Source organism: Rhizobium leguminosarum bv. trifolii WSM2297, from assembly GCF_000271845.1.
Genome location: NZ_JH719395.1, coordinates 4,381,535 through 4,394,045 on the forward strand (window position 1 = coordinate 4,381,535; position 12,511 = coordinate 4,394,045).

6 protein-coding genes and 1 tRNA gene are annotated in these 12,511 nt (G+C 61.7%); 4 read left to right on the top strand and 3 right to left on the bottom strand.

All coding sequences use genetic code 11. The annotated features are described in order from the left end of the window. Positions 1 to 1,893: an AsmA family protein gene (locus tag RLEG4DRAFT_RS36420; protein ID WP_003584337.1), complete on the bottom strand. Its 1,893-nt coding sequence runs from the start codon at positions 1,891 to 1,893 to the stop codon at positions 1 to 3. Positions 1,894 to 2,127: 234 nt separating this feature from the next. Between RLEG4DRAFT_RS36420 and RLEG4DRAFT_RS36425 the strand changes: the two genes are divergently transcribed. Further along, positions 2,128 to 4,080, top strand: coding sequence for an acetoacetate--CoA ligase (locus RLEG4DRAFT_RS36425; protein ID WP_003584338.1), 1,953 nt, complete (start codon positions 2,128 to 2,130; stop codon positions 4,078 to 4,080). Positions 4,081 to 4,343: 263 nt separating this feature from the next. Here RLEG4DRAFT_RS36425 and RLEG4DRAFT_RS36430 read toward each other — a convergent pair whose 3' ends face one another. Next, a complete protein-coding gene (locus RLEG4DRAFT_RS36430; protein ID WP_003584340.1) occupies positions 4,344 to 8,249 on the bottom strand; it encodes an ATP-binding protein in 3,906 nt (1,301 codons plus the stop codon). 213 nt (positions 8,250 to 8,462) lie between these two features. Between RLEG4DRAFT_RS36430 and RLEG4DRAFT_RS36435 the strand changes: the two genes are divergently transcribed. Both RLEG4DRAFT_RS36435 and RLEG4DRAFT_RS36440 read left to right on the top strand, forming a co-directional pair. Further along, positions 8,463 to 8,912 (top strand): phasin, encoded by a 450-nt coding sequence (locus RLEG4DRAFT_RS36435; RefSeq protein WP_003570225.1) that lies wholly within the window; start codon positions 8,463 to 8,465, stop codon positions 8,910 to 8,912. 129 nt (positions 8,913 to 9,041) lie between these two features. Continuing rightward, positions 9,042 to 9,118, top strand: a tRNA-His gene (locus RLEG4DRAFT_RS36440). Between the two features lie 294 nt (positions 9,119 to 9,412). On the opposite strand, the gene RLEG4DRAFT_RS36445 is transcribed toward RLEG4DRAFT_RS36440, so the two are convergent. Then, complete coding sequence (locus RLEG4DRAFT_RS36445) at positions 9,413 to 10,321, bottom strand: nucleotidyltransferase and HEPN domain-containing protein (RefSeq protein WP_003584341.1); 909 nt, start codon at positions 10,319 to 10,321, stop codon at positions 9,413 to 9,415. Positions 10,322 to 10,653: 332 nt separating this feature from the next. Here RLEG4DRAFT_RS36445 and traA point away from each other — a divergent pair. Then, the coding region (traA, locus tag RLEG4DRAFT_RS36450; protein WP_003584342.1) for a Ti-type conjugative transfer relaxase TraA at positions 10,654 to 12,511 on the top strand (1,858 nt) is incomplete at its 3' end.

Genomic DNA, 12,511 nt, shown 5'->3' on the forward strand with positions numbered 1-12,511 from the left:
CTATTGCGCGTGGGGTGTGGTGCCGAAGAGTGGAACCGGCGAGATCACCGGGTTCGGCCAGGAGCCGCCGATGAAAAACGGCAGAAGCGGCAGCTCCGCCGCCTTGGCCGGATCGGTTGCCTCGAGCGATCCGGACAGCGCCAGCCCGTTCGACTGATAGGTGATGACGCCGGATAGCGTCAGCGTCTCGGCCGTGCCGGCGATGCGGGCGTCGTGCATCTCGGCCGAACCCTTGGCGAAATCGGCCTGCATGTTCAACTGGTTGAAAGCGAAGGCGCCGCCTGCCGCCGCGCTCAGCGGAAAGAACGGCTTTTCGGCTGCCTGCGTCCTGAGTGCTGCGGCATCGATGCCGGGGATCGTGCCTTCCGTTGTCCAGAAATGCAGCCTGCCGGTGACGTCGGCAAGACCGGTCGTCCAGATCGCCTTCGGCGACTGCAGGTCGAGATCGAGCGATCCGGTCGCCAGCGGCAGCGGTCCCTTCAGTTGCAGGCGCTCGGCAAGGGCTGCGAAGTCGGCATCGCGGATCGACAGCTGCAGCTTGCCGCCGCCGTCAAAGTCGCGCTGGGTCGCTTCCAGATGCGCGGTCATTTCGCCGCCTTCGAACCGGCTGTCGCCGATGTCAAATTTCGCTTCGCCGCCGGCAACGATCATGCTGGCGCCGACATCGGAAAGCTCGAAGAGACCCATTTGCGCGCGCCGCGCCGAAAGCCTGACGTCGACATCGAGCAGTTGCAGCGGCCCGTTTATGCCGGCGGAGATTTCCTCCGCCTCGCCGGCGGCAAGCCTGAGCGCGAAGGCGTCGAGAAACGGCTTGAGGTTCATCTGGTCGAAGGCGAGCGTGCCGCCGATCTTCGGCCGTTTGCCGGATTGGGTGAAAAGGTCCATGACCCCGGTGGCGCTCGCTTCGTTCAGCGAGAGGCTGAGATTGTTAAAGCGCAGTCCGTTGCCCGACGACATGATGTCGGATTCCACCGAGGCGCTCTTCAGCGTTGCGATGCCGGGGATGGATTTGCCCGACCATGCCAGAAGTGCAGGCATATCTGGAATGCTGGCGGTGATATTGCCGGACAGCGCCGAAAGGCTGGCGATGCTGGCAACTCCCTGGAAGTGCGCCGTCAAAAGGTTCGATGTCAGCGACGTCCGCGTCTCGGCATTTCGGCCGGCAAAGGCGAGCAGCGGCTGGCGCGAGGCGAAATCAACCTTCAGGTCCTGGCCGTTGATACGGGCGATGACGACCGCCGAGATCGCGCCGGATAGCCGCGGCCAAGCGATATCTGCGGTGACGCTGTCGAAACGATAGGTCTTGGCGGACTTGGCGTCGGTGACCGCAAGCGTCCCGTCTTCGACCGTCACCGCGCCGATCTCGGCGTCGAGATCGGGATCGAGCACCTCGGCGCCGTTTTCGGTGCGCACGCCGCTGATCGCACGGGCGAGCAGGCCGGCATAACTCCAGTCGATCAGCCCCTTCTCGTCGCGCGTCAGTGCCAGATTGGGGCGCACCAGGTGAAATTCGTGGAAGCTGGTGCGGCCTCTCAGCGCATCGATGAGGCTGAAATCGGCCGACAGGCTGTCGATGCTGCCGAGCAGCTTGTCGCCGCTATCACGCGGCTGGCGGATGGTGATCTGGTTCAGCGTAATGCGCGGCGTCGGCCAGAATTCCAGAACCGGGCTGCCCTTGATCTCGGCATGATAGCCCGTCCATTTCGACAGCGCGTCCTCGATGCCCGAGCGCACGAAACCGGTGGTGATGAGATAGGGTGCGGCTACCCTCAGCGCCACGAAAAGCGCCAGCGCAATCAGCAGGAAGACAGTCGACAGACGGGCGAAGGTCGGAAGCCAGCGCGAAACGGGTCCGATCTTCCTGCGCCACCTGCGATGTCTTGACGTGCTCATGATCTCCGCCGGTAATTCAGCCGGTCATCCCGTGATGCGCTGGTTTCGCCGGATATAGGAAATATCGGGCATATGCAAATACCCTTTGCGCCGCGCATCTTTTCACGTGCGCAAAGGACCGCGACACATTCGATCGAAGCATCGTTGGATGCGTCAGCGTCGGATCGCGTCGGTTCCGCACTTTATAATGCAATGCAGCATGATATAAAGGCGGCATTGGGGAGGAGCAATTGAATGCAGGATAACAGACCACTTTGGGTGCCTTCGGAAGATGCCGTCGCAAGAAGCCCGATCCATGCCTTCATGGCGCGCTGCAATGCCGATTTCGGGCTTTCTCTTTCAGGCTTTGAAGATCTGCATGCCTGGTCGGTAGCCGAGCGGGAGAAGTTCTGGTCGGCCGTCTGGGATTTCTGCGGCGTGAAGGGAGAGCGCGGCGCAGAGGTGCTCATCGATGGCGACCGAATGCTGGAGGCTCGCTTCTTTCCCGATGCGACCCTGAACTTTGCCGAGAACCTGCTGCCAGGCCGCGGCGAGGGCGATGCGATCATCTTCCGCGGCGAGGACAAGGCCGAAGGCCGCTGGTCGTGGGACCGGCTGCGCGGGGCGGTCTCGAAACTGCAGCAGGCCTTCACAGCCCTTAGTATCGGCAAGGGCGACCGTATCGCCGCGATGATGCCGAACATGCCGGAAACCGTTGCCGCCATGCTCGCCGCCGCCTCGATTGGCGCCATCTGGTCGTCCTGCTCTCCTGATTTCGGCGAGCAGGGTGTGCTCGACCGCTTCGGCCAGATCGGCCCCAAGCTATTCATCGCCTGCGATGCCTATTGGTATTCCGGCAAGATGCAGGACGTCGGCGCCAAAGTCGCTGCCGTCGCCAAAAACCTGGGCGTTCCGACGGTCATCGTTCACTATGCCGGCGATGCGGAAGCGGTGGCGCGCGCAACGCCTGGCGCTTCGACGCTTGAGGCCTTCGTCGCGCCCTATGAGGCCAAAGAGGTCGAGTTCACGCCGCTCGCCTTTTCCCATCCGCTCTACATTCTCTTTTCCTCCGGCACGACGGGCGTGCCGAAATGTATCGTCCATTCTGCCGGCGGCACGCTGTTGCAGCATCTCAAGGAGCAGCGGCTGCATTGCGGCCTGCAGGCGGGCGAGAAGCTGTTCTACTTCACCACCTGCGGCTGGATGATGTGGAACTGGCTGGTCAGCGGCCTTTCCAGCGGCGCCACGCTCTGCCTGTTCGACGGCTCGCCCTTCGCCCCCGACGGCAACGTGCTGTTCGACTATGCCGAGGCCGAGAAATTCGCCATCTTCGGTACCTCGGCGAAATATATCGATGCGGTGCGCAAAAGCGGGCTGACGCCACGCACGAGCCACGATCTCTCCAGCCTGCGGCTGATGACCTCCACCGGTTCGCCGCTGTCGCCCGAAGGCTTCACCTTCGTCTATGAGGGCATCAAAGAAGACGTGCAGCTCGCCTCGATATCGGGCGGCACCGATATCGTTTCCTGCTTCGTGCTCGGCAATCCGCTACAGCCGGTCTGGCGCGGCGAGATCCAGGGGGCCGGCCTCGGCCTTGCGGTCGATGTCTGGAACGATGACGGCAAGCCGGTGCGCGGCGAGAAGGGTGAACTCGTCTGCACCAAGGCCTTCCCGTCGATGCCGGTGATGTTCTGGAACGATCCCGATGGCGCCAAATATCGCGCCGCCTATTTCGACCGGTTCGACAATGTCTGGTGTCACGGCGATTTTGCCGAATGGACCGAGCATGGCGGCCTGATCATCCACGGCCGTTCGGATGCGACGCTCAATCCCGGCGGCGTGCGCATCGGCACGGCCGAGATCTATAATCAGGTGGAGCAGATGGAGGAGGTGGCCGAAGCGCTGTGCATCGGCCAGGAGTGGGACGACGACGTCCGCGTCATCCTCTTCGTCCGCCTGGCAGCGGGTGTGTCGCTGACCGAGGATCTCGTCAAGGCGATCAAGACACGGATCCGCACCGGCGCCTCGCCGCGGCATGTGCCGGCAAAGATCATCGCGGTCGCCGATATTCCCCGCACCAAGTCCGGCAAGATTGTCGAACTTGCGGTGCGTGAGGTCGTTCACAACAGGCCGGTGAAAAACCAGGAAGCGCTCGCCAATCCCGAGGCGCTGCGGCTCTTCGCCGGCTTGAGCGAACTCAAGGACTGAGAGGCGCGACCCGAAAATCCAATCCGATTTTCGGGTCGATGCGCCAGCCTATGAGCTTTTACCATTTATCAAACTTCTGTCATGGAAACCTTTCGTTAAGAAAGGTTTGTCAAAGGTGAAGCTAACTTAGCGGCCGCACATGAACGAGGCGGCGTGAAGCCTTCGGGCTTGCAACATGATGTTGATCGACTAAGCTCTCGTTGAAAAGCACCCATTTCGAGGCAGCCACCGGCTGCCTCTTCTTTATGGTGCTGACAGCGTCTTTAGCCGGCGAGCACCCGCTGTGACGGGAAGGTGATCTCGACGAGCGTGCCCTCGTTCGGCGCCGAATTGATCGAGAACACCGCCCGGTTGGCATCGACCATCGCCTTGGTCAGCGGCAGGCCGAGCCCGGTGCCGTCGCCGCGATGGCGCGATTGGGTCGAGGAGACTTGCCGGAACGGCTTCATCGCCTGGTCGAGTTCGCTGCGCGTCATGCCGATGCCGGTATCGCGCACCCTGAGCACGACGCTGCCATTTGCTTCATAGGCGGTGGAAACGACGATCTGCCCACCGGATGGGGTGAAGCGGATGGCGTTCGACAGGATGTTCAGCGCGATCTGCTTGATCGACCGCAGATCCGCCACGACCTCGGGCACCGCTTGCGACAGCGCCGTGCGGATGATCACGCGCTGGCCGTTCGCCTGTGGCTGGACCAGCGCCACGGCCTCGGAGACCGCCTCGTTGAGGCCGACTGCGGCAAAATCGAGATCCATCTCGCCCGCTTCGATCTTCGAAATGTCGAGCAGGTCGTTGACGATATCCAGCACGTGCCGGCCGGAGCGGCCGATGTCGTTGGCATATTCGATATAACGCGGATGGCCGATCGGCCCGAAGCGCTCGCCGGCCATCATGTCGGAAAAGCCGATGATGGCGTTGAGCGGCGTGCGGATTTCGTGGCTGACGCGGGCGAGGAAATCGGTCTTGTGGGCGTTGGCGGTTTCGGCCGCACCCTTGGCGTTGCGCAGTTCGTCCTCGGTGCGCTTCCACTGGGTGATATCGCGGATGACGGCGCAATAGCCGTTGGAGGAGGTGAGCTGGCCCATCGTCATGAACAGCGGCACGAAGCCGCCGGCGGCCTCGCGGCCGATCACTTCGCGCCCGTCATTCAGCACACTGGCGACGCCATGGCCGGAGAGGCCGTTCAGATAGTCGAGCACGGCCTTCTGGCTCTCATGGGCAAACAGCATGACGAAGGGTTTGCCGCGCGTTTCCTGCTCGTCGTAATTGAAAAGCGCACTGGCCGACCGGTTCATCGAGCGGATGTCACCCTCCGTGCCGATGACGACGACGCCGTCGGTCGCCGTTTCCAGGATCGAGCGCAGTTCCTCCACTTCGACCTGAAGCTTGGCGACCTTTTCGACCATCCGCTCGGGGCGGCTTTCGGAACGGCCTTCAGCACGGTTTGCTTCGCTGCGGCTGTCATCCTTGCCTTCCACCGGCATCAGCGCCAGCATCAGGGCGTTGGCGTCTTCCCAGCGCACCGATTGCAGCCGCGCCGTCACCGGCACCAGCGTATCGTCGGCCTTGACCAGCATCATGGTGCCAGCGCCTGCGGCTTTTTCCTCGAGCTCGCGGCGCTGCAGCAGGGCTTCGATCCCGCCGACCTCGCGCAGCGCATCGAGCGACGCGTAACCGGTCAGCCGCATGAATTCCGGATTGGCATGGATCAGCGCATCGCCGACATGGATGAGCACGGCAACCGGTAGCTGGTCGACCGTTCCCAGTGAAAGCCCGTCGGTCATCTTGATGCGGGGCGGGATGAAGCTTGTCAGAACTTCGATCTGGCTGACCGTCTCCTCCAGCCCTTCCGTCGCCTCGTCCTCTTCGATGACATCAGGCTCCCCGGCGCCGGCCTCGTGGCTGGCGTCGCCCTCGTCGGCGGCTTTCTCGAAAGTCGCCTCCTGCGGCGCGATCTCCTCGAGTGACGGCACGTCCGCCTCGTCGGCAACGGGTGTTTCAGCCTCGACCGCTTCCTGGCCAGACGTCTCTTCGAAGCTGGCCATTTCCGCGCCGGTAGGTTCCGCTGGCGCCGTGACGTTGGGTTCTATCCGTGCCGGCGCGGCGGGTTCGTCCTTGCTGGCGCCGAAGGCCTCGAGACGCTTGGCGATCTCGCGGAAATTGGCCTGCTCGGCCGCCGTCAGTGCGGCGCCGCTATTGTGGAGCTGAACGATCTTGTCGGAGAAACGGCGATTGGGCGTTTCCGAAATGCGCAGCGCCGGCGGTTCGTTCGACGTGTCCGCCGCCGGTTCGACAGCGGAGGCATCGCCCGCCTCGGCACGATCTTCCGTTTTTTCCGAAAGGCTTTGCTGGAAAGGCGGCTCGCCGGACGCCTGCTCGTCGGACCCTTGCTCGATGGGCGCCTGCTCATCGGCAATCTCCTCAGGCGCCTTCTCCGTCTCCGTCTGCGGCCCGCTTGCGGCAAGCGCCTGGTCCTCGACCTCCGCCGTCACGGCGGGTTCGCTGGGGACCTCTGCTGCCGGCACCTCGTGGACCACCTCGGCAATGGTCTCCGCCACCGGGCCGAGGCTTGCCGCATCATGGCCGACGCCATCCGGGCCGAGCGTCAGGCCGAGCGCCAGCGGATCTTCCTGCGCATCGGAAAGCCGGACGACGCCGAAGCCGCGGAAACCGTCGAAGTCGCGGTTGCGGGTATAGGTCGGCAGCGCCGCCAGATCGACGGGAACGACGAGGCTGGTGCCTTCGATAGGCCACAGGATCGTTTTGCCCGACCATGTGTCGCGGCGGGCGAGCGCTTCGGCAAGCTTGCCCTCGGGATCGAGATTGAAGAGGGCGGCGATATCACTGAAGGCGGAGCCGATGATGTCAGACGCATGCGGACCGACGGCCTCGGCAAATTCGTGGCTGACCTCGTTGAACCGTCCCTCTGCATCGATCTTCCAGACGAAGCGCGTGGCGCGGCTGTTCGGCCTGAAGACGAAGCCGGGCTCGAGTTCAGGGGCAGGGGAGGCGTCGGCGACTAGAGGCGGTGCGAGGGCGGGCTCTTCGTGGATCGCTGCCGGCGCGTCTTCGATCTGGGTTTCGCTGGCGTCGACAGGCGGTTCCGCCGTCGTCGCTGTTTCCACCGTCTCTGTGACGGAGGCCAGGTCGTCCTCGATGATCGCGGCAGGCTCGTTGGCCTCATCCGCGCTGCTGTCGATCACGCCGCCGTCGCTTTCCGGCTCCGCATTCCCGGCGAGGCCAGTCTCGTCAATCAATTCGTCTGCCGCTGCCGTCTCGGCCGCAAGCTCGTTTTCGCCGGCGATGTCCTCGAGCGTTTCCTCGACTTCCTCGATCCCCGAGACAGCCTCGATGATCTCGGTAAAGCCTGTGTCGGCAACGTGCTGGTCGTGGAAGTCTTCGGCCGCCGGCACGGCGTCTTCCTGTGCGGGCGCATCGATTGCGTTGAGCGCGGGCGTATCGGTCGGGTCGGGCGCGGCTGCGTCGATCGGGTCGAGATGGCCGATCGCGGTCTCCACGGCAAAGAGAAGATTGAGCGCCGGCTCGTCGCTGAGCTTGCCGACGGCTGCCGGAAGATTGCCTCTGCCGGTGGCGACGGGTCGCTTCACCAACCGGTCGGGATGGGCGCCGGCAAGGTTGATCAAGGTCTTTGCCGTCTGCTCGGAAATCCCAAGCGAGGCAAAGCCCGGCGAGGCGGCGATGACGTCGCCTTCGGCGCCGATGACAGCCATATGCGTGTCGGGATCATCGAGCCCCTGCAGCATCTGGGCCGCCGAGGCGCCGGCTGCGAGCGGCTTTGCCGAGACCGGCACCGAAAACAGCATGGCTTTTTCGCCCTGGGAAAGCCGGATCAGTTCGGCCGCCGCCTGCACCTGCACACGCTGAAACCCCTTGGCGACGCGGATCATCAGGCTGCGGCTGTCGCCGATATCGGCAAGCTGGCGCGCCGCCGTCTCGAATTGGCGGAAGGTGATGTCAGTGCGATCGACACCCTGATCGAGCAGATCATAGACGGCCGAATGGCCGAAAAGTTCGGCGCCTGCACCGTTCGCCCAGAGCAGGCGGGCAAGATCGGCCGAAAACAGCACCATCGCTTCGCCGCGTGAAAAGCGTTCCCGCACCCGTGCATGCACGGCGATATCGATGAACGGATATTGGACTGCGGGCATGTTCGAACCTTGTCGCTGTCGGCCTTCTAAATTAACGGCTTATTAATAACTGCGGGACGCATGCGGGTCCAGAAGAGCAGGGGGTTTTCGACCGGCAAGGTTAACGTCTTGTGCACCGCACAATAATTGTTGCAATGCACAATGAAATGTCTTATATAAGCTTCATCCCAACTATTGCAGGCAGTGACTGCCTCAGCCCAAAGGATGCGACCCATGGCTACCATAAAGACCGACGACGTTTTTTCAATCGCTTCTTTCGACCCGTCCAAGTTCGCGGAATCCTTCCGTGATTTCGCCGAAAAGGGCGCTCAGCAGTCCAAGGACGCCTATGCCAAGCTGAAGACCGCTGGCGAAGAAGCCGGCAAGACGCTTGAAGCCACCGTCCAGACGGCACAGGCCGGCAGTGTCGAACTCGGCCTGAAGGCGATCGACATCCTGCGCGTCAACTCTGAGAACTCGCTGTCGCACTTCGAAGCCCTGCTCGGCGTCAAGTCTGCCGCTGAATTCTTCGAGCTGCAGACCTCGTTCATCCGCAAGCAGGCCGAACTGACCGTCGAGCAGGCGAAGTCGATCCAGGAAACCACCAAGCAGGTTGCCGAAAAGCTCGCAAAGCCTTCCAAGGACGCCGCCGAAAAGGCCATGGCTTCCTTCAAGGTTGCCTGATCGGTCTTAAAGCTCAGCGATAAAAGGCTGGACCTCGCGTCCAGCCTTTTTGTATATTGACGAGGATTGGGGCTTGAATTCATCGCCAAGTCCTCGTATGTGACCCCCATCGCGCCAAGCGCGATTTATGCGGTTGTAGCTCAGTTGGTTAGAGCGCAGGTTTGTGGCACCTGAGGTCGGAGGTTCGAGACCCCCCAACCGTACCATTATCATCGTGTTAAGCTTCAAGCGCCCAGCTCAAATCCAGTAGCCGATGTTACACCATTCGGTGGCCTAGATATCATCCTTTCCAGGCTAGCAAAGGACCCGCCCTGAAACGCCTCGTTTAGCCGATCCTCAGCTTCCGTCCGAACGCAAGTGAGCTAATGGGATGTGGGTCTCAGTTCTACGTCAAACGCGAGCGCCATAGGGCGCTTAGCTTGATCCCCAAAAAGGGTGCTTTTGATTTCCCAGAATCAATCGATCCTTTAGTTCAACAGCATGCCATCTGATCAATGTGCCTACCCCGTATTCCGCTCGAGCATCGCCAGATGTTCGGAGCACACCGTTTTGACCAGTTCAAGCAACAGCAAGCTTTGCTCAGCAAGCCAACCAAGAGCCTCCACGCCAATCTCAAAATGCTTGGAATACCGGGCTTTAACATAAGCCTCGTTCAGTGTGTTGAACCAGGCGCGCTCGCGATGCTCGTTTCGAGGAAACGCCTCAGCCAAACGCCGGTCTTGTTCTTCGGCAAGCGAGCGGAGGAATTTGATATTGTGGGAAGGTGGACCGTAGTTGGTGAGCGTTAACAGGACACAGGAATAAGCTTGTTCCAACGCTTGATGAAAAAGGAAGGCAGCACGTTTCCCATAGCGTTTCGTGCGAGCATGTTCAGCTAGGTCGAAAAACTCCTTTGTGGCCTCGAGCCGCTCCTCGAAATGCTCCTTCGCCACCCGCAATCGATCGACCGGCGAGAGCGGTTTGGGTTCGGCAAGCGGCTCCTCATCGAGTTCATAGACGACGATGCCTTCCTTGCGGATGTCAGAGAAGAAATACTGTCCCTCTTTCAGGTAGGTGTTCACCTCGCGCCTGGAATGAACGATGAAGCTTACCGGCGTTTCGATCGACTTGTCGTGGATCAGCCGGTCAGCGGCCTTGTACCAGTAGTCGGCGAACTCGCAGAGCTTTCGGTTGTTAACGATGATCAGCAGATCAAAATCAGAGCGATACCCCTTCATCGTGAAAGGTTCATCCACCCATCCGCCCTTGGCGTAAGAGCCGAACAGGATGATCTTCAAGATCCTGCCACGCTTCTTGAACTCCGCCGTGCCGTCCTTCACCGCGTCTTCAAATTCCTCGTGGAGGATTTCCAAAACACGGCCAATCTCTCGCTGCTTGCGAAGCGGCATATGATCGACGGACGACTTCATACACCATCGATAGGCGAAAGATTCTGCACCGTCCACGAGAATTTTGGCGCGGGCACCAGCCTCAATTTACCTGCATCTCCGATTTCGACTTTCAACGGATGCACAAATCTGACGGATCAACCCGGGCGCAGCCTGTGAAGGGGCCGGGGAGGTCCAGCCTTGTATTTAACTATCTTGAACACGATAGTTAAATCGTCTAAGTTGTCGTAGCTCAGAACGACACGGCGAGAAAATGGGTTGAAACACGTTACCAAAAGCGTCGTCGGTTCTCGGTCCAGTCAGTGCGACGTAGGTCGCTAGCCCAACGTGCTTGAGAGGATTGGAGACGTCTGATGGCGATCATGTTCGTCAGAGCGCAGGTGATCAGCAGGGGAGCCGGACGCAGCATCATTTCGGCTGCTGCCTATCGTCATCGCACCCGCATGATCGACGAACAGATCGGCGCTTCCTTCAACTATCGAGGTGGCGCTTCCGATCTGGTGCATGAGGAGCTTGCGCTGCCGGACTGTGTTCCGAATTGGCTTCATGAGGCGATCGATGGCCTTTCCGTTGCTAGTGCGAGCGAAGCGCTCTGGAATGCTGTGGAGGCCTTCGAGACGCTGGGAAACGCGCAGCTTGCCCGCGAGCTGATTATCGCCCTGCCGGAGGAACTGACGCGAGCGGAGAATATTGCACTGGTTCGCGAATTCGTTCGGGATAATCTCACAGCTAGGGGCATGGTGGTTGATTGGGTCTACCACGACAAGGACGGCAATCCCCACGCCCATGTATTGACGACGCTGAGGCCACTCGCGGATGAGGGGTTTGGCCGGAAGCGGGTGACGATCATGGGCGAAGACGGGAAGCCTTTGCGTGTTGTCACGCCCGACAGTCCGAACGGGAGGATTGTCAACAGGGTTTGGGCCGGCGACCGGGAAACGATGAAGGCCTGGAAGATCGCCTGGGCGGAGACGGCCAACCGGCATCTGGCGCTTGCCGGTCACGAGATCCGGCTCGATGGACGCTCCTATGCCGAACAGGGCCTCGACGGCATTGCGCAAAAACACCTCGGACCAGAAAAGGCCGCCCTCGCCGGCAAGGGCAAGGAGCTCTACTTCGCTCCCGCCGATCTTGCCAGGCGCCAGGAGATGGCCGACCGGCTGCTGGCCGAGCCTGAGCTTTTGTTGAAGCAGCTCGGCAACGAACGCTCCACCTTCGACGAAAAGGATATCGCCAAGGCGCTGCACCGTTACGTCGACGATCCCACCGATTTTGCCAACATCCGTGCCCGGCTGATGGCGTCCGACCAGCTGGTCATGCTGAAGCCGCAGGAGATGGATGCGGAGACCGGCAAGCTATCGGAACCGGCCGTGTTCACGACGCGGGACATGCTGCGCATCGAATACGACATGGCGCAGTCGGCACAGGCCCTGTTGAAGCGTGACGGCTTTGCCGTCTCCCGCAAGCATGTCGACGCTGCCATCGAAAGTATCGAGCGTGGCGATCCTAAAACTCCGTTCCGGCTCGATGCGGAGCAGGTCGATGCCATCCGTCATGTCACCGGTGACAGCGGGATCGCCGCCGTTGTCGGCCTTGCCGGCGCCGGCAAGTCGACGCTGTTGGCGGCGGCGCGTCTTGCCTGGGAGGGCGAGGGGCACCGGGTGATCGGTGCTGCCCTTGCCGGCAAGGCGGCGGAAGGGCTGGAAGACAGTTCCGGCATCAAGTCGCGCACGCTTGCCTCCTGGGAGCTGGCCTGGGCCAATGGCCGCGACACACTGCATCGCGGTGACGTGCTTGTCATCGACGAGGCCGGCATGGTGTCGTCGCAGCAGATGGCGCGTGTGCTGAAGATCGCCGAAGGGGCAGGCGCGAAAGTGGTCCTGGTCGGTGATGCGATGCAGCTGCAGCCGATCCAGGCGGGTGCTGCTTTCCGGGCAATCACCGAGCGGATCGGTTTTGCCGAGCTTGCCGGTGTGCGCCGCCAGCGTGACGAATGGGCACGCGAGGCTTCACGGCTGTTTGCCCGCGGCGAGGTCGAGAAGGGGCTCGACGTCTATGCGCAACATGGTCATCTCGTCGAGGCAGCGACACGCCAGGAGGCAATCGGTCGCATCGTTGCTGATTGGACCGAAGCACGCAAACAGGCGATCGATCGCTCGGTTTCCGAGGGCAGGGATGGCCGCCTTCGCGGCGACGAGTTGCTGGTGCTCG

What these genes read in the sequence shown, in the direction of transcription:
- RLEG4DRAFT_RS36420 (WP_003584337.1), bottom strand. Translation starts at nt 1,893, where the DNA reads ATGAGCACGTCAAGACATCGCAGGTGGCGCAGGAAGATCGGACCCGTT.
- RLEG4DRAFT_RS36425 (WP_003584338.1), top strand. Translation starts at nt 2,128, where the DNA reads ATGCAGGATAACAGACCACTTTGGGTGCCTTCGGAAGATGCCGTCGCA.
- RLEG4DRAFT_RS36430 (WP_003584340.1), bottom strand. Translation starts at nt 8,249, where the DNA reads ATGCCCGCAGTCCAATATCCGTTCATCGATATCGCCGTGCATGCACGG.
- RLEG4DRAFT_RS36435 (WP_003570225.1), top strand. Translation starts at nt 8,463, where the DNA reads ATGGCTACCATAAAGACCGACGACGTTTTTTCAATCGCTTCTTTCGAC.
- RLEG4DRAFT_RS36445 (WP_003584341.1), bottom strand. Translation starts at nt 10,321, where the DNA reads ATGAAGTCGTCCGTCGATCATATGCCGCTTCGCAAGCAGCGAGAGATT.